At 60.1% G+C, this 22,058-nt stretch carries 23 protein-coding genes; 16 read left to right on the top strand and 7 right to left on the bottom strand.

The annotated features are described in order from the left end of the window. Positions 1-2: 2 nt before the first annotated feature. The 10 genes from nuoI to K3728_14795 all read left to right on the top strand — a co-directional run bounded on the left by nuoI (position 3) and on the right by K3728_14795 (position 10,372). Positions 3-497: an NADH-quinone oxidoreductase subunit NuoI gene (gene nuoI / locus K3728_14840; GenBank protein ID UWQ94954.1), complete on the top strand. Its 495-nt coding sequence runs from the start codon at positions 3-5 to the stop codon at positions 495-497. Further along, on the top strand, positions 494-919 hold the full coding sequence (locus K3728_14835; GenBank protein UWQ94953.1) for a carboxymuconolactone decarboxylase family protein: 426 nt from the start codon (positions 494-496) through the stop codon (positions 917-919). Before nuoI ends, K3728_14835 begins: the two co-directional genes overlap by 4 nt. 1 nt (position 920) lies before the next feature. Next, positions 921-1,535 (top strand): NADH-quinone oxidoreductase subunit J, encoded by a 615-nt coding sequence (locus K3728_14830; protein UWQ94952.1) that lies wholly within the window; start codon positions 921-923, stop codon positions 1,533-1,535. 91 nt (positions 1,536-1,626) lie between these two features. Further along, positions 1,627-1,935, top strand: a complete 309-nt coding sequence (nuoK, locus tag K3728_14825; protein ID UWQ94951.1) for an NADH-quinone oxidoreductase subunit NuoK — start codon at positions 1,627-1,629, stop codon at positions 1,933-1,935. 6 nt (positions 1,936-1,941) lie between these two features. Next, a complete protein-coding gene (gene nuoL / locus K3728_14820) occupies positions 1,942-4,107 on the top strand; it encodes an NADH-quinone oxidoreductase subunit L (GenBank protein UWQ94950.1) in 2,166 nt (721 codons plus the stop codon). Positions 4,108-4,113: 6 nt separating this feature from the next. Beyond that, complete coding sequence (locus K3728_14815) at positions 4,114-5,658, top strand: NADH-quinone oxidoreductase subunit M (GenBank protein ID UWQ94949.1); 1,545 nt, start codon at positions 4,114-4,116, stop codon at positions 5,656-5,658. Between the two features lie 47 nt (positions 5,659-5,705). Then, entirely contained in the window at positions 5,706-7,154 is a 1,449-nt protein-coding gene (gene nuoN / locus K3728_14810; GenBank protein ID UWQ94948.1) for an NADH-quinone oxidoreductase subunit NuoN, read from the top strand. Further along, a complete protein-coding gene (locus K3728_14805) occupies positions 7,155-7,895 on the top strand; it encodes a biotin--[acetyl-CoA-carboxylase] ligase (protein ID UWQ94947.1) in 741 nt (246 codons plus the stop codon). Between the two features lie 12 nt (positions 7,896-7,907). Next, positions 7,908-8,699, top strand: coding sequence for a type III pantothenate kinase (locus K3728_14800; GenBank protein ID UWQ94946.1), 792 nt, complete (start codon positions 7,908-7,910; stop codon positions 8,697-8,699). Next, positions 8,696-10,372, top strand: coding sequence for a ribonuclease J (locus tag K3728_14795; GenBank protein UWQ94945.1), 1,677 nt, complete (start codon positions 8,696-8,698; stop codon positions 10,370-10,372). Before K3728_14800 ends, K3728_14795 begins: the two co-directional genes overlap by 4 nt. A 97-nt stretch (positions 10,373-10,469) precedes the next feature. Here the strand turns inward: K3728_14795 and K3728_14790 are convergent, their stop codons facing one another. From K3728_14790 to K3728_14765, 6 genes are all read right to left on the bottom strand, one after another. Continuing rightward, entirely contained in the window at positions 10,470-12,380 is a 1,911-nt protein-coding gene (locus K3728_14790) for a DEAD/DEAH box helicase (protein UWQ94944.1), read from the bottom strand. A 176-nt stretch (positions 12,381-12,556) separates the two neighbouring features. Continuing rightward, positions 12,557-12,949 (bottom strand): hypothetical protein, encoded by a 393-nt coding sequence (locus K3728_14785; GenBank protein ID UWQ94943.1) that lies wholly within the window; start codon positions 12,947-12,949, stop codon positions 12,557-12,559. 100 nt (positions 12,950-13,049) lie between these two features. Then, positions 13,050-13,658, bottom strand: a complete 609-nt coding sequence (locus K3728_14780) for a hypothetical protein (GenBank protein ID UWQ94942.1) — start codon at positions 13,656-13,658, stop codon at positions 13,050-13,052. 464 nt (positions 13,659-14,122) lie between these two features. Continuing rightward, a complete protein-coding gene (locus K3728_14775; protein ID UWQ94941.1) occupies positions 14,123-14,530 on the bottom strand; it encodes a hypothetical protein in 408 nt (135 codons plus the stop codon). Next, a complete protein-coding gene (locus K3728_14770) occupies positions 14,527-16,137 on the bottom strand; it encodes a peptide chain release factor 3 (GenBank protein UWQ94940.1) in 1,611 nt (536 codons plus the stop codon). The genes K3728_14775 and K3728_14770 overlap by 4 nt, the downstream gene beginning before the upstream one ends. A 49-nt stretch (positions 16,138-16,186) precedes the next feature. After that, positions 16,187-16,495 (bottom strand): hypothetical protein, encoded by a 309-nt coding sequence (locus K3728_14765; protein UWQ94939.1) that lies wholly within the window; start codon positions 16,493-16,495, stop codon positions 16,187-16,189. 195 nt (positions 16,496-16,690) lie between these two features. Here K3728_14765 and K3728_14760 point away from each other — a divergent pair, with 195 nt between their 5' ends. Next, a complete protein-coding gene (locus K3728_14760) occupies positions 16,691-17,059 on the top strand; it encodes a nuclear transport factor 2 family protein (protein ID UWQ94938.1) in 369 nt (122 codons plus the stop codon). A gap of 3 nt (positions 17,060-17,062) precedes the next feature. Here K3728_14760 and K3728_14755 read toward each other — a convergent pair whose 3' ends face one another. Further along, positions 17,063-18,061 (bottom strand): Hint domain-containing protein, encoded by a 999-nt coding sequence (locus K3728_14755; GenBank protein ID UWQ94937.1) that lies wholly within the window; start codon positions 18,059-18,061, stop codon positions 17,063-17,065. 121 nt (positions 18,062-18,182) lie between these two features. Between K3728_14755 and K3728_14750 the strand changes: the two genes are divergently transcribed. The 5 genes from K3728_14750 (at position 18,183) to tatC (ending at position 22,043) form a co-directional block, all read left to right on the top strand. Then, positions 18,183-18,962, top strand: coding sequence for an SDR family oxidoreductase (locus K3728_14750; protein ID UWQ94936.1), 780 nt, complete (start codon positions 18,183-18,185; stop codon positions 18,960-18,962). Between the two features lie 155 nt (positions 18,963-19,117). Next, positions 19,118-20,233, top strand: coding sequence for an ABC transporter ATP-binding protein (locus K3728_14745; protein UWQ94935.1), 1,116 nt, complete (start codon positions 19,118-19,120; stop codon positions 20,231-20,233). Between the two features lie 121 nt (positions 20,234-20,354). After that, on the top strand, positions 20,355-20,588 hold the full coding sequence (locus K3728_14740; GenBank protein UWQ94934.1) for a twin-arginine translocase TatA/TatE family subunit: 234 nt from the start codon (positions 20,355-20,357) through the stop codon (positions 20,586-20,588). A gap of 34 nt (positions 20,589-20,622) precedes the next feature. Then, on the top strand, positions 20,623-21,129 hold the full coding sequence (tatB, locus tag K3728_14735; protein ID UWQ94933.1) for a Sec-independent protein translocase protein TatB: 507 nt from the start codon (positions 20,623-20,625) through the stop codon (positions 21,127-21,129). Further along, positions 21,126-22,043 (top strand): twin-arginine translocase subunit TatC, encoded by a 918-nt coding sequence (gene tatC, locus K3728_14730; GenBank protein UWQ94932.1) that lies wholly within the window; start codon positions 21,126-21,128, stop codon positions 22,041-22,043. Before tatB ends, tatC begins: the two co-directional genes overlap by 4 nt. The last annotated feature ends 15 nt before the right edge of the window (positions 22,044-22,058 follow it).

Raw genomic sequence — 22,058 nt, 5'->3', positions numbered from 1 at the left:
TCATGACGCAGATCGACTATACCCGCGCCGCGAAATACTTCCTGCTGGCGGATTTCTTCAAAGGCTTCAAACTGGGCTTCAAGTACTTCTTCTCGCCCAAGGTGACGATCAACTACCCGCACGAAAAGGGGCCTTTGTCGCCTCGGTTCCGCGGCGAACACGCCCTGCGTCGTTACCCCAATGGGGAAGAGCGTTGCATTGCCTGTAAACTGTGTGAGGCCGTTTGCCCCGCGCAGGCGATCACGATTGATGCAGAGCCGCGCGAAGATGGCTCTCGCCGCACCACGCGCTATGACATCGACATGACCAAGTGCATTTACTGCGGCTTCTGCCAGGAAGCCTGCCCAGTGGATGCCATCGTGGAAGGTCCGAACTTCGAGTTTGCCACCGAGACCCGCGAAGAGCTGTACTACGACAAGGAAAAACTGCTGGCCAATGGCGAGCGTTGGGAATCGGCGATTGCCCACAACCTTGAACTGGACGCGCCGTACCGATGATCGACGCCCCCAACCCATTTGAGGCGCTGCTTAAGCAGACCCAGGACATGACAGAGGCGTGGATGAAGGCCGCCGCGCCCGCCCTGTCGTCGGGCAAGATGGATATGCAATGGCCGCAAGTGCCGCCAGAAATGCTCGAGGCGTTTTTGGGCAAGCAGTTCAACCCCGAAGGGTTAGACGCGAAATCGCGCCTTTTGCTAACCTTGCAGGGGCTGACCATTCAGGGTGCCGTGGCCGAGGCGCAGATCAAGATCACCGTGCGCCACGCCCTTTCCATGGGCGCCACGCCACAAGAGATTGCAGAGACCATCGGTCTCGCCAGCCTGTTCGGCGGCTTGCCCGCGATGAACAAGGCGATGAATTTGGCCAAAGAGGCCATGGACGATGACGGTGCCGCACAGCGCACCGGAGAGGACGACTGATATGACCATCGCGGATTTCACCTTCTACCTCTTTGCGCTGTCTGTGATTGCAGGCGGTCTGTTCACCGTGACGTCAAAAAACCCGGTGCATTCGGTGCTGTGGCTGATCCTCGCGTTCTTGTCCTCGGCCGGGCTGTTCGTTTTGTTGGGCGCAGAGTTCGTGGCGATGCTGATGATTATCGTCTACGTGGGCGCCGTTGCCGTGCTGTTCTTGTTCGTGGTGATGATGCTGGACGTGGATTTCGCCGAACTGAAGGCCGAGATGGCAAAGTATGTGCCAATGGCGGGCCTGATCGGGGTCATCTTGTTGATGCAACTGACGTTGGCGTTCGGGTCGTGGACCTATTCCGACGGTGTCGATAGCCGCCTCGGCAACCCGGCCCCTGCGCTGGATGAGGCTCATAACACGCAAGCCTTGGGTCAGATCGTATATGACGATTACTTCATGGCATTCCAAATCTCGGGCCTGATCCTTCTGGTCGCCATGGTTGGCGCGATCGTTCTGACGCTGCGCCACCGGGTGGACGTGAAGCGCCAAGATATCGTGGCGCAGATGATGCGCGATCCGGCGAAAGCGATGGAATTGAAAGACGTGAAACCGGGGCAGGGTCTGTAAGGGACACGCTTTGTGACGGGCGCTGTGACGCGCTGCAAAACCTACGATCCCCGCGCGCTATCGCGTTGGGTTACTAAGTAAGGACGACGCCATGACCATTGGCTTGGAACATTACCTGACAGTAGCCGCCGCGCTATTTGTCATCGGCATTTTCGGGATCTTCCTGAACCGTAAGAACGTCATCATTATCTTGATGTCGCTGGAATTGATGCTGTTGTCGGTGAACATCAACATGGTCGCGTTTTCCTCGTTCCTTGGCGATCTCACGGGGCAGGTGTTCACGCTGTTCATCCTGACGGTTGCCGCGGCCGAGGCGGCCATCGGCCTCGCCATTCTTGTTTGCTACTTCCGCAACCGCGGCACGGTCGACGTTGAAGACGTCGCCAATATGAAGGGTTAAGGGCACATGGAAACGATCCTTCTCTTCTCGCCCCTCGTTGGCGCATTGATCTGCGGTTTCGCTTGGCGCTTGATCGGCGAACAGGCCGCATGCGTTGTCGCCACCGCGTTCCTGTTCTTGGCTTGCCTGCTGTCGTGGATCGTCTTCCTCGGCTTCGATGGAGAGACCTACACACGCTCCATCATGACATGGATCGAGTCCGGCACGCTCTTCACCGATTGGGCGATCCGGGTGGACCGTTTGACGGCGATCATGCTTATCGTGATCACCTCAGTCTCGGCGCTCGTGCACCTGTATTCCTTCGGCTACATGGCCCACGACGAGAACTTTAAAGAGGGCGAAAGCTACCGCCCCCGGTTCTTCGCCTACCTGTCGTTCTTCACCTTCACCATGCTCATGCTGGTGACAGCCGATAACCTTCTGCAATTGTTCTTCGGTTGGGAAGGCGTGGGCGTCGCGTCCTACCTGTTGATCGGTTTCTACTACCGCAAGCCTTCCGCAGGGGCGGCCGCGATGAAAGCGTTCATCGCCAACCGTGTGGGTGACTTCGGCTTCCTTCTGGGCATCTTCGCTTTGTTCTGGATGACGGACAGCATCCAGTTCGACGTGATCCTGCCCATGGGCGCCGAACTGGCGACCATGACGATTTCGTTCTTAGGCATGGAGCTGAACGCGGCAGAGACCATCGCCTTCCTGCTGTTCATCGGCGCGATGGGTAAATCGGCGCAGCTTCTGCTACACGTCTGGCTGCCCGACGCGATGGAAGGCCCGACGCCCGTTTCGGCGCTGATCCACGCCGCGACCATGGTGACCGCGGGTGTCTTCCTTGTCTGCCGCATGTCGCCAGTGATCGAATACGCGCCCATCGCGGGCAACTTCATCATCATCGTGGGCGCACTTTCGGCCTTTGTGGCGGCAACCATCGGCCTCGTGCAGAACGACATCAAACGCGTGATCGCCTATTCGACCATGTCGCAGCTTGGCTATATGTTCGTGGCCGCAGGCGTCGGCGTCTATTCGGTCGCCATGTTCCACCTGCTGACCCACGCCTTCTTCAAGGCGATGCTGTTCCTTGGGGCCGGTTCGGTCATCCACGCGATGCACCACGAGCAGGACATGCGGAATTACGGCGGTCTGCGCAAAAAGATCCCCTACACCTTTGCCGCCATGATGATCGGCACGCTCGCGATCACCGGCGTCGGTATCCCGCTTCTCTACTTTGGCTTCCCTGTCGGTTTCGCTGGCTTCGTGTCCAAGGATGCAGTCATTGAGTCCGCCTATGCCTTCGGCGGAGACCTTGGCCAATTCGCCTTCTGGGCGCTGGTCGTGGGCGCATTGTTCACCAGCTTCTACAGCTGGCGTTTGATGTTCATGACTTTCTACGGAGAGGCGCGCGGCAACAAGCACACCCATGAACATGCCCATGAAAGCCCGATGACCATGCTCGTGCCCCTTGGCGCGCTGGCCGTTGGCGCGGTGCTGGCCGGTATGGTCTGGTACGGCAGCTTCTTTGGCAAAACCAACTATGTGGCGCAATTCTTCGGCGTGCCCTATGCAGCGGAAGAGCACCACGAAGAGCATGCGGATGCGGGCCACGGCGAGGACGCGCATGGCGCGGAGGAGCAGGCTGAGGAAGCGCACGGCGATGAGGCTCATGCTGATGAGGCTCATGCCGAAGAAGCAGATAGCCACGCAGAGACCCACTACGTCTTCACCGGCGCGCCGGGCGAGGGGGCCATTCACCACGCTCCTGACAACCACGTCCTGAATGACGCCCATTCGGTTCCCACTTGGGTCAAGCTTGCACCGTTCTTTGCGATGCTGATCGGCTTCGGCACTGCGTTCGTGTTCTACATCGTGAACCCGTCGATCCCCGGACGCCTCGCCAAGCAGCAAAGCCCGCTTTACAACTTCCTGTTGAACAAGTGGTACTTCGATGAGGCCTATGAGTTCCTCTTCATCAAGCCCGCCCAAGCCATCGGTCGCTTCCTTTGGAAGCGCGGCGATACCGACACGATTGACGGCGGTATCAACGGGTTGGCCATGGGGATTATTCCCTTCTTCACACGCCTCGCGGGCCGCGCCCAATCTGGCTACATCTTCCATTACGCGTTCGCGATGGTCTTGGGGCTTGTCGCCCTGATCACCTTCGTCACGTTGAGCGCAGGGTAAGGCATCATGGATAACCTGATCTCCATCGTCACATTCCTGCCGCTGGTGGCAGCGGTCATCATGGCTGTTTTCCTGCGCGGCGATGATGAAGCGGCGCAATTTAATGCCAAACGTCTGGCGTTTGCGGCCACGGCGGCGACGTTCCTCGTGTCCATCTTCCTTCTGGTGCAGTTCGACACCGCCAACACCGGCTTCCAACTGGTGGAAGAGCGGGAGTGGATGTTCGGCATGACTTACAAGGTCGGCGTGGACGGCATCTCGATCCTCTTCGTGCTGCTGACAACGTTCCTTATGCCGATTACCATCGCCGCATGTTGGGGCGTCACGCACCGCGTGAAAGAATACATGATCGCGCTGTTGATCCTCGAGACGCTGATGATCGGCGTCTTCGTGGCCCTCGACATGGTACTGTTCTACCTGTTCTTCGAGGCGGGCCTGATTCCGATGTTCCTGATCATCGGCATCTGGGGTGGGGCGAACCGGATCTACGCGTCCTTCAAGTTCTTCCTCTACACCTTCCTCGGCTCGGTCCTGATGCTGGTCGCCATGGTGGCGATGTATGTGGACGCAGGCACGACAGATATCCCCACGCTGTTGAACCACACCTTCGGCACGGAAACCTTTAGTGTCATGGGCTTCACTGTTGTCGGTGGCCTCCAGACAATGCTGTTCCTCGCCTTCTTCGCCAGCTTCGCGGTGAAAATGCCCATGTGGCCGGTTCACACCTGGTTGCCAGACGCGCACGTCCAGGCCCCCACAGCGGGTTCCGTGGTCCTTGCGGCGATCTTGCTGAAGATGGGCGGCTACGGCTTCCTGCGCTTCTCGCTGCCGATGTTCCCTGTCGCCTCTGACCTTCTGGCACCGCTGATCCTGTGGCTGTCGGTCATTGCGATTATCTACACCTCGCTGGTGGCGATGGTCCAAGAGGACATGAAAAAGCTGATCGCCTATTCGTCGGTTGCGCATATGGGCTTTGTCACCATGGGTATCTTCGCGGCCAATCAGAACGGCGTCGATGGGGCGATCTTCCAGATGATCTCTCATGGGTTTATCTCGGGCGCGTTGTTCCTTTGCGTTGGCGTGATTTACGACCGGATGCACACCCGTGACATTGACGCCTACGGTGGCCTTGTGGTGCGGATGCCAGCATATGCGGCGGTGTTCATGCTGTTCACCATGGCCAACGTGGGCCTGCCCGGTACGTCGGGCTTCGTAGGTGAATTCCTGACACTGATCGGCGTCTTCCAAGTCAACACATGGGTCGGCCTGCTGGCCTGTACCGGCGTCATTCTGTCGGCCTCCTACGCCTTGTGGCTGTACCGCCGTGTGGTCTTTGGCGACCTGATCAAGGAAAGCCTCAAATCCATCACCGACATGACGACGAGAGAGAAGGCGATCTTTGCGCCGCTTATCATCATGACGATCCTTTTGGGCGTTTACCCCAGCCTTGTGACCGATGTGATCGGCCCCTCGGTTGCCGCCCTTGTTGAAAACTACGACGTGGCCGTGGCGGCATTCGAGCCCCACACTGCCGTCGCCGCCAGCCACTGAAGCCGTTCGATTTCGCCATTGAACGCACTGACTAAGGACGAACCGCTATGATCTCCGCTGATCTTGCCATTCTGACGCCCGAGATTGTCCTGTCGCTGTTCGCGATGGCGGGGCTTTTGGGCGCTGTCTACACCACCAAAGATGCGCTGGCCTCGGTCATGTGTTGGGCCACGGCGGCGCTGTTTGTCGTGATGGCCTTCTACATCGGCGTCACTGGGTCGGGCGCTCACGAGGCCTTCAACGGCATGTTTGTGGATGATGCGTTCTCTCGCTTTGCCAAGGTCGCGATTCTGTTGTCAGCCGCCGCGATTCTGGCGATCAGCCAAGAGTTCATGGCCAAGGCAGACCTGCTACGGTTCGAATTCCCGATGCTGATCGTTTTGGCAGTTGTGGGCATGATGATCATGGTCTCCGCCGGAGATTTGATCGCGCTTTACATGGGGCTAGAGCTGCAATCCTTGGCGCTTTACGTCGTGGCCGCGATGCGTCGCGATTCGGTCCGGTCCACGGAAGCGGGCCTGAAATACTTCGTCCTTGGCGCTTTGTCCTCTGGCCTTCTGCTTTACGGTTCCTCGCTGGCCTATGGCTTCGCGGGCACCACGCAATTCGCCGGTATCATCGAAGCGGCACAGGGCGGCGACATGCCCCTTGGCCTGCTGTTCGGCCTTGTCTTCATCACTGCGGGCCTTGCGTTCAAAGTATCCGCTGCGCCGTTCCACATGTGGACACCAGATGTGTACGAGGGCTCTCCCACACCGATCACCGCCTTGTTCGCCACCGCGCCGAAAGTTGCTGCCATGGCGCTGTTCGCCCGCGTTGTGCACGATGCCTTCGGCGGCGTGATTGGCGATTGGCAGCAGATCGTGGCCTTCCTTGCTGTGATCTCCATGTTCCTTGGCGCGATTGCCGCTATTGGGCAGACGGATATCAAACGCCTGATGGCCTATTCCTCGATCTCGCACATGGGTTTCGCGCTCATGGGCCTGTCGGCGGGCACCGCACAGGGTGTTGAGGCGATGTTGATCTATATGGCGATCTATGTGGCGATGAACATCGGAACATTCGCCTTCATCCTGTCGATGGAGCGTGATGGCCGCCATGTCACAGAAATCTCGTCCTTGTCGGGCTATGCCAGCAAAGAGCCGACCAAAGCGCTGGCGATTCTTGTCCTAATGTTCTCGCTGGCCGGTGTTCCGCCTCTGCTTGGCTTCTTCGGTAAATACGCCGTGCTGGTCGCGGCCGTTGAATCTGGCCTCGTCTGGTTGGCGGTTGCAGGCGTCATCGCCTCGGTCATCGGCGCGTTCTACTACATCCGCATCGTCTACCTGATGTATTTCGGGGAAGAGCGTGAGGGCTTGGACGGCAAGATGGGGCTGGTTCCCTATATCGGCCTGATCGGCATGGCTGCAATCATCGGTTTGGGCTGGATTCCCGGCGTGAACCTTTTTGGGATCGAGGCCCCGGCAGAAACTGCCGCCGCGATGCTTACCCGTTAAATGATGGATTGGCCCCAAGGCGTGGGCCGCCGTATGGTGTTGTCGACAGACAGTACCATGAAAGAAGCTGCCCGTTCCGCCCCCTTCATCAGTGGGCCGGAATGGGTCTTGGCCCTGCGCCAGACCGCAGCCGTGGGCCGACGGGGCCGGGCGTGGACGATGCCCGAAGGCAACTTCGCCGCGTCCTTGATCATGCAACCAACCGGCCCTGTGGCGGAAATTGCGTTACGCTCTTTCGCGGCGGCAACGGCTCTTCGCGAAGCGCTCATCGCCGTTGGCTGCCCGTCAGAGGCATTATCGCTGAAATGGCCCAATGACGTTTTGTATAACGGCGGCAAGCTGGCGGGTATTCTGCTTGAAAGTCTTGGCGATGGACGGGGCGGCGTATCGCATCTGATTATCGGGATCGGCGTCAACCTGGCCGAAGCACCTGATCCGGGGCAGGTAGAGCCCGGCGCGCTGCGCCCCGTGGCCCTTCCGCAAGATGTCACGCCAGAAGCACTGCTTGATGCGCTGGCCCCGGCCTACGCCAAGCGCGAACACAGCCTGTCGACCTATGGTTTTGGCCCCACACGGACCGAGTGGCTATCCCATGCTGCCCGGTTGGGAGAGGTCATCACTGCACGCTTGCCCAATGAAGAAATCACCGGGACGTTCCGTGACGTGGACGAGACAGGCAATCTGATCCTAGAGACCGCCAAGGGCCCTCGGGCTATCTCGGCGGCTGATATCTATTTTTGAACGGAGGCATCCATGCTCCTGTGTATCGACTGCGGCAACACCAACACCGTCTTCAGCGTTTGGGACGGCGCAAAATTCATCGCCACCTTCCGCACGGCCACGGAACATACTCGCACGGCGGATCAATATTTCGTCTGGTTTTCAACCTTGATGGACCACGAAAAGCTAGCTGTGGACGTGTCCGAATGCATCATCTCGTCTACGGTGCCGCGCGTCGTGTTCAACCTGCGCGTGCTGTGCGACCGTTACTTCGGCACCCGTCCGTTAGTCGTGGGGAAACCGGAATGCCTGCTTCCCGCAGAATCGCGCGTGGATGATGGCACGATCGTGGGGCCAGACCGCTTGGTGAACACCGCTGGCGCCTATGACCGACACGGGGGCGACCTGATCGTGGTCGATTTCGGCACAGCCACCACCTTCGACGTTGTGGCCACGGATGGCGCTTATATTGGCGGCGTCATTGCGCCCGGCGTAAACCTGTCGCTGGAGGCGCTTCACCAAGCAGCCGCCGCGCTTCCCCATATCGACGTGACCAAGCCGCCCGTGGTGATCGGCACCAATACGGTGGCCTGTATGCAATCGGGCGTGTTCTGGGGCTACATCGGTCTTGTGCGCGGGATCTGTGACCGAATTCGCGCGGAATACGCAGCGTCATGGGGCAGTGACATGCGTGTGATCGGCACAGGGGGCCTCGCCCCGTTGTTCTCCAGCGGAGATGTGCTATTTGACCAAATCGAAGATGATCTGACGATGCACGGGCTGACCGTCATCCACAAATACAACAAGGATAAAAACCCCACATGAGTGATCGCAACCGCCTCATCTACCTTCCCATCGGCGGCGCCGGGGAGATTGGGATGAACTGTTATGTTTACGGCTATGGGCCGGAAGGGCAGGAGCGGTTGATCGTTGTGGATACAGGCGTTGCCTTCCCCGACATGGATGGCCAGCCCGGCGTGGACCTGATCCTGCCCGACGTTGAATGGCTGGAAGACCGTAAGGACCGGATCGAGGGGATTTTCATCACCCACGCCCATGAAGACCACGTGGGGGCAATCGGTCACCTGTGGGGACGACTGGAAGCGCCCGTCTATTGCCGCAAGTTCACGGCCATCCACGCGATGCGGAAGATGGACGAAGCGGGCCATGACCCGGCGCAGGTGCGTGTGGTTGAGGCCTATCCAGAGGTTGTGGAATTGGGGCCGTTTAAGGTGTCTTTCGCGCCTGTCTCGCACTCGATCCCCGAGGCGTCTGGTCTTGTGATTGATACGAAAGCCGGCCGCGTGATCCATTCGGGTGACTTCAAGATTGACCGCACTCCGGTTGTGGGCGAGGCATTTGACGAAGACATGTGGCGCCAAATCGCGTCAGACGGCGTGTTGGCCTATGTCTGCGATTCGACAAATGTGTTTTCGCGCAATCCGGGCCGCTCGGAATCCGAGCTGCCGCCGCAGATCACCGAATTGGTGGCCAATGCACGCGGCATGGTTGTCGCAACGACCTTCGCCTCCAACATCGCGCGCTTGCAAACGCTGGCCGATGCGGGCATCGCGGCGGGCCGTTCCATCTGTCTGATGGGTCGTGCCATGCAGCGCATGGTGAAAGCGGGCAAGGAAGCAGGCGTTCTGACGGATTTCCCCTCGACCGTGTCGCCGGAAGAAGCCCTTGATATCCCACGCGAAAGCCTGATGCTGATCGTGACCGGATCGCAGGGGGAACGTCGTGCCGCATCGGCGTCACTCTCTCGGGGCAAGTATCTGGGGCACGAGCTGAAAGAAGGTGATACCTTCTTGTTCTCGTCCAAAACGATCCCCGGAAACGAGGTTTCTGTGGGCTACATCCAGAATTCTCTGGCTGAAATTGGCGTTGAGATTGTCGATGACAACTCTGGCTTCTACCACGTTTCGGGCCACGCGAACCGCCCCGATATCGAGCTGATGCACGAAGTTCTGAAACCCCAGATCGTGGTGCCCTGCCACGGTGAATACCGCCATCTTCGCGAACACGCGCGTCTTGCGATGTCCAAGGGCATGGCAGGCGTGGTCGCGGCGAATGGGATGATGGTGCAGCTGTCGGGCAATGCGCCTGACGTGGTCGAGCACGTGGACGTGGGCCGTACCTACCTGGATGGCGATGCCTTTGTGGGCCAGTACGATGGTGTAATCCGCGAGCGGATGAAGATGGCGCTGAACGGCATGGTCGTGGTCTCCCTCATCGTGGACGAAACCGACGAAGTGCTTGAAGACGCTTGGGTTTCCCTGAAGGGCTTGCCTGAAAAGGGGTCTTCCGGCGTCGATCTGCAAGAGCTGGTCGAAGACGAAATCTCGCGTCTGCTGCCGCGTTTGGATGCGAAGATCATCGACGACGACGACAAGCTGGAAGAGGCGGTGAAGCGCGTTGCCCGGAAGACTTGCTTGCAGGAAATTGGCAAAAAGCCAGAAGTTACGCTGCTGGTGAGCCGTCTGATGGCTGAGTAAACTCCGCCACTGCCTGAAACGAAAACGCCGCGCGGGGCTGAATGCTCCGCGCGGCGTTTTGGTGTTTTGGGGCAGGGGGAATCCCCGGCCTGAAGGGTTACTCCGGTGCCGGGGTGTCTTCCGCTGCCGGTGCCGGGGCGTCAGCGGCCTCGACCGGAGCTTCCTCTGCGACCTTCTTCTTGCGTGGCGCACGGCGGCGCTTGGGCTTTTCTTCCACCGCTTCGGCTTCAGGCGCGGCCTCGGCAGGGGTTGCTTCTGCCTCCGGCGTGGCTTCCGCCTTCGGCTTGCGGGTACGGCGACGCTTGGGCTTTTCCTCTGGCGCGGCTTCCGCCTCCGGCGTTGCTTCGGCTTGCGCCTCCGCTACGGGCTCCGCCGCCTCCGGCGCGTCGGCTGTCGCCTCAGGCTCGGCCTTCGGCTTGCGGGTACGGCGGCGCTTGGGCTTTTCAGCGGGAGCCTCCTCGGCTTGAACCGCAGGCTCTGCCTCGACCTGAGGCGCTTCTACAACGGCGGCCTCGTCCTCTTCCATGTTCATTTCACGGGCAGGGCCACCACGGCGTTCATCAAAGCTCAAGCCGATGAAATCAGGGGTGAATTCCCCCATGCCGACGATGCGCGGACCGCGATCAGCACCGCGGTCACGACCGCCGCGACCCCGGCCACCGCGTTCGCCACGCTCGCGGCGAGGCTGCTGCTGCTGAGGCTGCTGTTGAGTCTGTGGATCAGGAATGGCCTCGGGCGTTGCCTCCACTTTCGGCTCTTCGGTTTTGGGTTGCTCTGCCTTGGGTTCTTCGGAACGACGACGCCGGCTCCGGCGTGGCTTATCCTCGGTCGCGGCTGCTGGCGCGGCGGGTGCATTAACGGCCATGGGTGGCTCGGCGCGCGGGATTGGTTGCTTAATCAGCCCTTCAATCGCCCCGAGGTATTTCTCGTCCGAGGGCACACAAAGCGTGATCGCAACACCGGTTTTCCCGGCGCGACCTGTGCGGCCGATGCGGTGCACATAATCCTCGGCATGGCTTGGAACGTCATAGTTAAACACGTGACTTACGTTCGGGATATCAAGCCCGCGTGCCGCCACATCGGAGGCGACAAGGAAGGTGATCGTCCCATCGCGGAAGCCCGCAAGGGTCCGCATTCTGTGGGATTGGTCAAGATCCCCGTGGATTGGCTCGGCGTTGAGGCCGTGCTTTTTCAGGGACTTAGCGACGATATCTACGTCCACCTTCCGGTTGCAGAAGATGATCGCGTTGCGGAACGCTTCGCCCTCGGCAGTGATCGCGGCGCGCAGCATGTCGCGCTTCATCTTGGCCTGCGCGTCGCGGCGCGGCGCTTTGAATTCGATCAGCCGCTGCTCGATCGTGTCGGAGGTCGTTGATTGACGCTCAACCTCAACCTTTTCGGGGTTGGACAGGAACGTGTTGGTGATCCGCTCAATCTCTGGTGCCATAGTGGCCGAGAAAAACAGCGTCTGACGTGTAAATGGCACGAGGCCGAAGATTTTTTCGATATCGGGAATGAACCCCATGTCGAGCATCCGGTCCGCCTCATCAACGACCATGACCTTCACGTCGTTAAGAATCAGTTTGCCGCGTTCAAAATGGTCCAGCAAGCGGCCGGGCGTGGCGATCAGAACGTCCACGCCTTTGTCGATAGCGGCTTCTTGTTCCTTGAACGACACGCCACCGATCAGCAGCGCTTTGGTTAGCTTCACATGCTTGGCGTAGATGTCGAAGTTTTCGGCCACCTGAGCGGCAAGTTCGCGTGTGGGGCAAAGAACCAAGGACCGAGGCATGCGCGCACGGGCGCGGCCACGGGCCAGCATGGTAATCATTGGCAGCGTGAAAGACGCTGTTTTGCCGGTGCCGGTTTGGGCGATGCCCAGAACGTCGCGGCCCAAAAGCGCGGGCGGGATGGCGCCGGCTTGGATGGGGGTGGGGGATTCGTATCCCGCCTCCGCAATGGCTTTTTGTACTTTGGTATTGAGATCGAGATCAGCGAAAGTCGTCATGGGCGTCCAATCTTGCCGAGGCCTATTGCCGTTCGGCGGGGTGATGGAGCGCAAAATTTGCCAGCGCGCTCCGCGAGACTCGTCCGCGCGGATCGCGGACAGGGAACGCATTATTGCATTCCCGCAGAGTCGTCAAACTATGCCCGCTGGTGCTGGGACTTAGCGGTGCCGATGTGTCACGGCTGGGGCAGGTGGAAAAGCGTTGCCGGGGCAAAGATCGACACGTTGTCGGTGCCGGAAATCAGGCGTGCATGTAGCCCGTGACGTTGGGCAAGGGCAAACAGCGGGGCTGACAGGAAAATCAGGCCGACGTGGGCGTTTCGGCAGTGGCCGTGGCTACAGCCATCCATCCCGCCCGCGCGCCGGAAGGGGAGTTCTACGCCACCGCTCCACGCCTCCTGAAAGCGGAGGTTATGAACCCCGTCGCGCCGTTGTGACACGACGAGGGCGCGGGCGGTTTCGCCGTTACGTTCGGCCACGATGACATGGCCGAGAAGGACATGGTGCAAGTGGTCCGAGATCACGACTTGATCGGAGAATTGCCCCGTTAGCCCGGTATCAGAGGCCACAAGTTCACCCGAGTGAGGCACGCAAGCCGCCGTGAACAAAGCAAAAAAGAGGGTTAAGCGCCACATTGCCTCAAAGTAGACGCGTCTGGTTAAGGGAGGGTTAAGAATTTGACCCCGGTGCAGCTGAGGCGTGCAGGGCCGGCGCGTATCCCTCGGACAGGACCGCAAGCGTGCTTGGTGGGGTCAGCGCCATGGTGACGCCTGCGGGGCGCGGGATTGCGGGGCCGTAGCCTTGTGGATTGTAGGGCAGCAGGTGGTCGCCGTGCACCAAATGAGCTGCCCCAAGATGGTTTACAAACGCCCCGTCCGGGAGGGCATCCATGTCCACCGGATGCAGGCGCTTTTCGCGGCCATTCAGGCGTTCGCCATGCATCACGGCGTCCATTTCCACGGCCTTCGGAGCACCGGGGAAACGATCCCGAAACGCTGTGTAATTGGCCCGCCGACAGTAGGCGCAGGGGCGGTGTCCGGCGGCGAAGGCAACGGCCTCATCAAGAAAAAACAGCTCGGTCCAAGTGCCCGGTTGCGCTACGGCGCGTCTGCGACCACGGAAGTCTAACACACAGGTAATCCACGCTTTTCCCGCCCATTGGCGGTTCATCATGCGGCCATCTTTGTGCACCAGGATGCCTCGGTTTCCTGTCAGGGTGCCACGGGCGGGGTCGGTGACGATGCGGCCATCGGGAAGAACGCGATTACGTAGGGTCAATTGCGCCTCACTTCTGTCAAAGCGCGGCGCGTTCCCCAGAAATTGACGCTTTTCGGCGAACAATCTTCACAGTTCGCGGCAATTGTCTTTGAACGACGAAAACAAGAAATGTGTAAACCGAGCAGAAAGTGTAACCAGTGACACAGAGATTAAGCGATTTTAGTGGCTACGCCTATGGTAACGCCCGATTCCCCTCCTCTTTTTCGGAGGTTTCAGCATATTTAGCCAACCTCGATCCGATGACTGCGGGCTTGATCCTGCTGGCAGCTTGTGCGGCCTACCTTGTGTGGTCTGGCAGCGCGGACGAGCGGGCCCGCCACAGCGCCCGCCAGCGATCAGGCAAAGCCATTACAATGCCGCCTCCGATCGTGCCGAAGGGATCCCTCGATCGCGCCAACCGGACCGCGCGCGACTGAAAACAACTGTCCCGCCCCTGCATCATCTGAATAGTCCGGGGGTGGGAATCAGGTTCTTGAAGCGGCCAGTAAATGGTCGATCCGGCCTCGTGACAGCCGCTGATTGCCAATCGGACCAGCCGTGCGGCTTCCAAACAGTCCGCCATCTTCTCCGGACATTTCCTCATCCGTGCGTTGGGAAAGCCACGTCACGAACGCCTCTCGGTCCTCGCAGAGGTGCAGAACCGTCGTGGGATAGCCGTCCGTGGACAGGGCCAGGAAATAGCCATTGTGATCCCGAAACAAGCCATGCCCGCAGTAATCGCGGTGGTAATTGATCAGGCCGGCGAAGGCCGCATCTGATCGGTCCGATCTGGCAAATTCCTGATCTAGGTGATCGCACACGCGGCTCGCCCGGTCTCGGCCCACGGGCGGCCCGTGGTGGATGACGGGCCGCTTGCGAAACCAGCGGATCACACCATCAGCTCTTTCGTGGCCGACAGGTTGATATCGGGATAGTCGCGACCGACACGGTCGATGTCCCATTGCAGGCGCGTCAGGTAGACCGGGTCGCCGTCGTTATCGGTGGCGATGTGCTGTTTGTTGGCGTTGGCGAAGGCATCGACAGCGTCCTTGTCACCGTGAACCCAACGGGCCGAGGTGAATTGAGACGCCTCGAACCGCACGGGCAGGCCGTATTCCATCTCGATCCGCGATGCTAAGACCTCAAACTGCAACGCCCCCACAACGCCCACGATGAAGCCAGAGCCGAAGGTAGGTTTGAACACCTTGGCCGCGCCTTCTTCTGCGAATTGCATCAATGCCTTATCCAGATGCTTGGCTTTCAATGGATCACCAGCGCGGCAGCTTTGCAGCAGTTCCGGCGCGAAGCTGGGGATGCCAGTGAAGCGCAGGGCCTCACCTTCCGTCAGGGCGTCACCGATGCGCAACTGGCCGTGGTTAGGGATGCCGATGATATCGCCTGCCCATGCCTCCTCCGCCAATTCCCGGTCGGACGCCAGGAACATCACAGGGTTGGAGATCGCCATCGGCTTTTTGGACCGCACATGAGTCAGCTTCATGCCCCGGTTGAAGTGGCCAGAGACCATTCGCACAAAAGCCACCCGGTCGCGGTGCTTCGGGTCCATGTTGGCCTGCACTTTGAAAACAAAGCCGGAAACCTTCTCTTCATCGGGCGAGACCTGGCGCGGATCGGCGTTTTGCACCTGCGGTTCGGGGCCGTATTCGGCGATGCCGCTCATCAGTTCCTTCACCCCGAAAGAGTTCATCGCAGAGCCGAACCAGATCGGCGTCAGCGTGCCTTCCTGGAAGGCCTCGATATCCATGGCGGGCAACAATTCGCGCGCCATCTCGACCTCTTCCAGCAGCTTTTCCAACAACTCGGCGGGCACGTGATCGGCCAGCGCCGGGTCGTCCAACCCCTTGAGTGACACCGTTTCCGCCACCTTGTTGCGGTCGGCGCGATCCATCAGTTCTAGCCGATCGTGCAGCAGATCGTAGCAGCCCAGGAAATCGCGCCCGACACCGATGGGCCAAGAGGCAGGGGTGACGTCAATCGCAAGGTTCTCTTGGATTTCGTCAATGATCTCAAATGTATCGCGGCTTTCGCGGTCCATCTTGTTACAGAACGTCAGGATCGGCAGATCGCGCAGACGGCACACTTCGAACAGCTTTTGCGTTTGGCTTTCCACGCCTTTCGCGCCGTCAATCACCATGATCGCGGCGTCCACCGCCGTCAGGGTGCGGTAAGTATCTTCTGAAAAGTCACTGTGGCCGGGCGTGTCCACCAGATTGAAGCGGAAGTTCACATCGGGGGTCGCGAAGTCGAACGACATGGCCGAGGCGGAAACCGAAATGCCCCGGTCCTTTTCCATCTGCATGAAGTCCGAGCGCGTGCGCCGCGCCTCGCCTTTGGCACGGACCTGACCAGCCATCTGGATCGCGCCACCATAGAGAAGGAATTTCTCGGTCAGCGTCGTTTTACCGGCGTCAGGGTGCGAGATGATCGCGAACGTACGGCGACGTGCGATTTCCGGGGGCAGGGTGGGGCGATTGTCCAACATGCCCCCGCATATATTGGGCGCGGGCGGCAGGGACAATCGCCATCATGCGTCAATCGTAGTCACAGCCGTATTGACGTGTGCCGTCGATCTCGTTTCCGTTGGCATCTTCTTCGTACCAATAGAACATTTCGCCATTCCCGCAGAAGTCGGAATTATCTCCGGCAGCGGTGCCCGCCGCAGATGCCGCACGCAGGCCGGGCGCGGGAGAGGGGACTTCTATCTCGATCAAACGCGGCGGTTCTTGCACGCGGATGTTGGGGCGAAGCTCATAGTCCTGCACCGGCACGTATTGGGCAGAGGCGGTTATGGGCGTAAGCAGCACAAACGCTGCGCAGGTCAGTTTCATCAGTCGGGTCATCGGTAATACTCCTTGGTGTCGATGATCCCATTTCCCACCTACAGGCTGCCCGACGATGGCGGGCCAAGACATGGGGGATATCCGCAATGGTCAGCAACGCTCCGCCGACGTGCCCGCCGTGGAGGCAGATGGCACAACGCGAGTTCGGTGGCATGGTGTGAACATTACCGGGACATATTTAGGGGGAGTTAACCGATGGATCTTAAAACGATCGCAATTACCTTGGTCGAAGCTTGCCGCTCCCAAGGCGAAGCGGCACTTTTGAACGACCACTATCACCCAGAGGCGGTGTCTGTGGAGGCCGCGGATTTCTCGGGTATGGGGCGCGAGACCAAGGGCGTTGAAGGCATCCGCGGCAAACACGCTTGGTGGGCCGAAAACTTCGAGGTTCACGGTGGCGACGTAGGTGGCCCGTACCTGCATGGGGCTGATAAGTTCGCCGTCACCTTCACAATAGACGCCACCCACAAGGCCAGTGGGGAACGCAGCAAGATGAACGAGATTGCGATTTACACGGTCGAGAACGGCAAGATCGTCCGTGAAGAATTTTTCGGGACCGAATAGGCGTTAGCCCTCACTTCGGCCCTTGGACGCGCGCGACAGGCGCTCCACCACATCTTCACCCGCGTCGTCACCGATCTCCATCGCGGCGGCGCTGGCGGCAGCCTCAGCCGATCCGGTAACGGCCATGTCTTCCGGTAAAAGCGCGCGGGTTTGGCCCGTCACAAGCAGGGATTCCACGGCAATGCCTTCGGCGTAGATGATCTCATGGCCATCAAATACGATCTGATAACTATCCACATGGCCGCCTTCTTCGCGCACCACGGTATCACCGTTCACAAGCAGTTCGGCCTTCACCATGACCTCGGCCCGCCCCGTGCCCAATTCATCGCGGCGCTGCCAGATGAACAGGCGGTGTTGCGGTGACAGGCGCAAATCGCGTGAGGTGTTCAGCGTGCCTTCCGCAATGCGCACCGGCGCCGCCGCCCCCACCGCGCGGCGGGTCTGAAAGCCGATCCATCGCACCGGCTGCGGCCCGTTTTCGCGCGTGAGCAGCACGTCGCCGACGCTTAGATGCTCCACCGGGATTTGCTTGCCATTGGCCAGCGTCAGATGGGTGCCCGCCAGAAAACTGACGCTGGCGATATCTGCAAAACGCTCGGGCGCAGAGGCGACTTCGGTGCCCACAAGCTCATATTCGGTATCCGGCTTCAGGGTCGATAGCGGCAGGATATGCAACTGCTCTGTACCGCCGGAATTGAGGGTCAGGATCAAGACCTCTACCACCTCGCCCGAAGGGCCCATCAACATGTGGCAGGCCGAAATTGCCAGTGCGTCGCCGGGCTGCCCCACAGCGGAACCATCGGCCACACAGGGCTGCCCGCCTTCGCCTGCGTCTGAAATCGCCAGCTTTTCAGTGTTAAAACCCGAGGCGAGGCGGTAGATATCGCCCGGAAGCGCATCATCCTCCAGCCCTATGCCGTCGCCCATATTCGCCCCAGAACTGACGCGCAGCGCTTGAGAGGAGTAGGTTTGGAAACGAAACAGGGGCGGGTGGGCTGACAAGGCAATCGTCCTTCGAAATGTGTCCTTCGCTTAGACAAGCGCAGGGCGGTTCGGTCAAGGCTGGTGGCGCAGGAGGGCGGCTGCTAGGCAAGGCGCAACAGTTTAATTGGAGGGAACTTTCATGGATTTGGGAATCAAAGGTCGCCGCGCGTTGGTATGCGCGTCATCAAAGGGTCTGGGGCGCGGTTGTGCCGAAGCTTTGGCCGAAGCCGGTGTTGATCTGGTGATGAACGCCCGCGGCGCAGAGGCGTTGGAGGCCACCGCGCAAGAAATCCGCGACACCTACGGCGTGTCGGTCACCACTGTTGCAGCCGATGTCACCAGCGAAGAGGGCCGGGCCGAGGTTCTGGCCGCAGCGGGCAGCGTTGATATCCTGGTGACCAACGCAGGCGGCCCCCCTCCGGGCATGTGGTCGGACTGGAACCGCGACGATTTCATTGCGGCGCTTGATGCCAACATGCTGGCCCCCATCGCGCTGATGACCGCCTTGATGCCCGCGATGATCGACAAGGGATGGGGACGGGTCGTCAACATCACCTCGCAATCGGTGAAGGCGCCAATCCCGGTGTTGGGCCTGTCGAATGCAGCCCGCACGGGCCTGACAGGGTATGTGGCGGGCACGGCCCGGCAGGTAGCCCCGTTCGGCGTGAACGTGAACAACATACTGCCCGGCATCCACGCCACGGATCGCGCAATCCAACTGGATGGCGGCGTTTCCCAAAAAGAGGGAATCACCATGGACGAGGCGAAGTCCCGGCGCGAGCAGACGATTCCCGCCCGCCGCTACGGGACACGGGCCGAGTTCGGCGCGATGTGTGCGTTCTTATGTTCGGAACATGCAGGGTTCATCGTGGGCCAGAACATCCTGTGCGACGGCGGCGCGACCAACGCCACCATCTAGGCGCCCCTTCGGTGCGGGCGCTCAACGCACCTTCGGTGCTGAAGGGCGGTCGCACCTACGGTGCGCGGATTAGACGATTGCACCTACGGTGCATCTTGGCGGGCGGGGACGAACCTGTTACGTCCCGAACCCGATTGAAATGATCGGAATTCGCTTTGCCATCTGCGGCCTCACCAGCTTCGCGTCTCGACCTTGATCGGGTTTCTTGCCGTTTCGATGGTAGGGACGTGGTGCGCGATGTGACGCTAAGCGTAGGCGCGGGCGAAGTTTTGTGCCTGCTTGGCCCCTCGGGCTGCGGTAAATCCACGACCCTGCGCCTGATCGCGGGGATCGAGCGCCAAAGCGCCGGCGTCATCAGCGCCGATGGCGACGTATTGTCAGATGTGGACATTCACATGCCGCCTGAGGCGCGCGGTGTCGGCCTGATCTTTCAGGATTTCGCGTTGTTTCCCCATTTATCGGTGGCGCAAAACGTCGCGTTTGGCCTGCACGGCTCGAAAACCGAGGTGGCGGATCGGGTGGCTGAACTTCTCGACCGGGTGGACCTGAAGGGCTACGGCGACACGCCGCCCCATATGTTGTCGGGCGGCGAACAGCAGCGTGTGGCGCTGGCGCGGGCCTTGGCGCCTCGGCCTCGGATCATGCTGATGGACGAGCCGTTCTCGGGCCTCGATAACCGCCTGCGTGACGGTATTCGAGACGACACGCTTGCGCTTCTGAAGGAGGAAGGGACCGCCGTTGTTCTGGTCACTCATGAGCCTGAAGAAGCGATGCGCATGGCCGACCAGATTGCGCTGATGCGCGATGGCGAAGTGGTGCAAACCGGCGCGCCCTACAACATCTACCACACGCCTGTGGATAAAGATGCGGCGGCATTTTTCAGCGATATCAACTTGATAAGGGGCGAGGTTCATGGGGCGTTGACCGATACGGCCTTTGGCCAGTTCCTTGCCCCCGGCGTGCCCAACGGCACCCCTGTGGATATTGTGTTCCGCCCTCAACACGTGAAGATCGACTTTGACAGGGGCGGGCGTGGCCCCAATCCGACACCCCAGGATGGCACGCCCGCCCGCGGCATTGTCAAACGTGCTCGGTTCATGGGGCATGAAAGCCTTGTCGAGTTCCAGATGGACTTTGACGGCGGCATCGTGAAGGCCACCGTGCCCGCCGTTTTCCTGCCCAAACCCGGCACGCCCCTGTGGCTGACAATCCGTCGGGATCGGTGTTTTGTGTTCCCCGAGCGGGGCGAAGCGAAAAAAATTCCTGCGTAGAAACAGGGCGCAAGGTTAAGGAAATGCGATTTTGGGCTTTGATCCTGCGCTGCAAGATCATACCTATGTTCCAGCTTTAAAGATCCACGGGCGTTGAACCGTCCGACAGAGGGAGAACATCATGCTCAATAACATCGGACCAGCCGGTCTTATCCTGATCGCCGTCGTCGTGCTCGTGCTGTTTGGCCGTGGCAAGATTGCCGGTCTCATGGGCGAAGTCGGCAAGGGCATCACAGCTTTCAAAGACGGTGTGAAATCGCCTGACCCTGAAATCGAAGACGCATCGGCCACCGCAGACGCATCGACGGCCCGTGACGTGACGCCAGAAGAGCGCGCAGAGCGCGACAACGCCTGATCGCAGGATCAATCGGCTAAGGGGTTAACGGCGTATGCCTGACATTGGCGGTATGGAACTATTGGTCATTGGGATCGTGGCGTTGATCGTCGTGGGCCCAAAGGACTTGCCTGGGATGTTCAAGAAACTCGGGCAGATTGTCGGGCGCGTGCGTGGCATGGCGCGTGAGTTCACCCATGCGATGAACGAGGCCGCAGACGGCACCGGCATGACCGAGATGAACCGCGATCTGCGTGCCGCCACCAAATTCACCAACCCCAAAGCGATGGCGAAAGAGATGATGGGCGATGTCATGGATGACATTGACCCGTCGAAGTACGAAGAAGGCTCGGCCACCCGCGTGATCGCGGAGAAGAAGGCCACGGCGCAGCAAGAGGCCAAGGAATTGGCCGCCAAAGCCCGCCAAATTCGCGCTGAGAAAGCCGCGAAGGCCGCGGAATTGAGCGGAGAGCCCGAAGAAGCCCCCGCTGATACCGCCCCCGCAACGGAAGCCGAAACACAAGAAGCGGCCCCAGAGCCACAGGCAGAGCAGCGCACATGACCCAGAGTGACGCACAGGCGGGCGCCCAGAAAGCGGCGCAGATCGAAAGTGAGCTGCCTGAGGAAGAATTGGAAGGCGGTGCGGCCCCATTGGTGGAGCATCTGGCGGAACTGCGAACCCGTCTGATCCGGTCCGTTCTTGCCTTCGTTGTCGGCATCATCGTGACCTTCACGGTCGCCGAGCCGATCCTGAATTTCGTGTCGCAACCGCTGGCCGATGTGCTGCGCGACAGGGGCGAAGACGCCAGGCTGATCTTCACCGCACCGCAAGAGAAATTCTTCGTGTTGATCCGTATCTCGATCATCATGGGGTTCGCGGTGTCTTTTCCGGTCATCGCGCACCAGTTATGGCGCTTCGTGGCGCCCGGTCTTTACAAGGCCGAAAAGAACGCCGTTTTGCCGTTCCTCGTGGCCTCGCCCGTCTTGTTCATCATCGGCGCGTCTTTCGCCCATTACGTGGTCACGCCGCTGGCGATGAACTTCTTCATTGGCTTTTCCGACGCGATCCCGGCGCTTGCGAACCTGATCGCGGGTGACGGCACGTTCGAGAACCCCGCCAACGACGGGGAATTGCAGACGATCTTCTTGGGCTCGGTGAAAGAATCCCTCGATCTGGCGCTGAAGTTCATCTTTGCCTTTGGCCTGTGTTTCCAGCTTCCAGTGTTGCTGACCCTTATGGGGAAAGCGGGCCTTGTGACAGCACAGGGCTTGGGCGATGTGCGCAAGTGGGCGGTGGTTGGTATCCTGACCCTCGCCGCTTTGGTGACGCCACCGGATGTGATTACGCAGGTGATCTTGTTTACGGTGGTCTACGGCTTGTACGAGATATCGATTCAATTGGTGCGGTGGGTTGAATATTCCCGCAACAAGCGCCTGCGGGCTGAGGGCATCCTCGACGAGGGTGAGGAACTTTAACCCGTGTCGGACCCG

It is taken from the genome of Rhodobacteraceae bacterium M385 (assembly GCA_025141835.1).
Lineage (GTDB): Bacteria > Pseudomonadota > Alphaproteobacteria > Rhodobacterales > Rhodobacteraceae > Gymnodinialimonas.
Note: the sequence above shows the minus strand (reverse complement) of the source record. Positions and strands in the feature narration are given on the sequence as shown.

Bases quoted from the DNA above. Each gene is read 5' to 3' on its own strand.
- nuoL (UWQ94950.1), top strand. From the start codon at position 1,942: ATGGAAACGATCCTTCTCTTCTCGCCCCTCGTTGGCGCATTGATCTGC.
- K3728_14800 (UWQ94946.1), top strand. From the start codon at position 7,908: ATGCTCCTGTGTATCGACTGCGGCAACACCAACACCGTCTTCAGCGTT.
- tatB (UWQ94933.1), top strand. From the start codon at position 20,623: ATGCCTGACATTGGCGGTATGGAACTATTGGTCATTGGGATCGTGGCG.
- K3728_14835 (UWQ94953.1), top strand. From the start codon at position 494: ATGATCGACGCCCCCAACCCATTTGAGGCGCTGCTTAAGCAGACCCAG.
- K3728_14790 (UWQ94944.1), bottom strand. From the start codon at position 12,380: ATGACGACTTTCGCTGATCTCGATCTCAATACCAAAGTACAAAAAGCC.
- K3728_14770 (UWQ94940.1), bottom strand. From the start codon at position 16,137: ATGTTGGACAATCGCCCCACCCTGCCCCCGGAAATCGCACGTCGCCGT.
- K3728_14805 (UWQ94947.1), top strand. From the start codon at position 7,155: ATGATGGATTGGCCCCAAGGCGTGGGCCGCCGTATGGTGTTGTCGACA.
- nuoI (UWQ94954.1), top strand. From the start codon at position 3: ATGACGCAGATCGACTATACCCGCGCCGCGAAATACTTCCTGCTGGCG.
- nuoK (UWQ94951.1), top strand. From the start codon at position 1,627: ATGACCATTGGCTTGGAACATTACCTGACAGTAGCCGCCGCGCTATTT.
- nuoN (UWQ94948.1), top strand. From the start codon at position 5,706: ATGATCTCCGCTGATCTTGCCATTCTGACGCCCGAGATTGTCCTGTCG.
- K3728_14815 (UWQ94949.1), top strand. From the start codon at position 4,114: ATGGATAACCTGATCTCCATCGTCACATTCCTGCCGCTGGTGGCAGCG.
- K3728_14795 (UWQ94945.1), top strand. From the start codon at position 8,696: ATGAGTGATCGCAACCGCCTCATCTACCTTCCCATCGGCGGCGCCGGG.
- tatC (UWQ94932.1), top strand. From the start codon at position 21,126: ATGACCCAGAGTGACGCACAGGCGGGCGCCCAGAAAGCGGCGCAGATC.
- K3728_14740 (UWQ94934.1), top strand. From the start codon at position 20,355: ATGCTCAATAACATCGGACCAGCCGGTCTTATCCTGATCGCCGTCGTC.
- K3728_14830 (UWQ94952.1), top strand. From the start codon at position 921: ATGACCATCGCGGATTTCACCTTCTACCTCTTTGCGCTGTCTGTGATT.
- K3728_14760 (UWQ94938.1), top strand. From the start codon at position 16,691: ATGGATCTTAAAACGATCGCAATTACCTTGGTCGAAGCTTGCCGCTCC.
- K3728_14750 (UWQ94936.1), top strand. From the start codon at position 18,183: ATGGATTTGGGAATCAAAGGTCGCCGCGCGTTGGTATGCGCGTCATCA.
- K3728_14765 (UWQ94939.1), bottom strand. From the start codon at position 16,495: ATGACCCGACTGATGAAACTGACCTGCGCAGCGTTTGTGCTGCTTACG.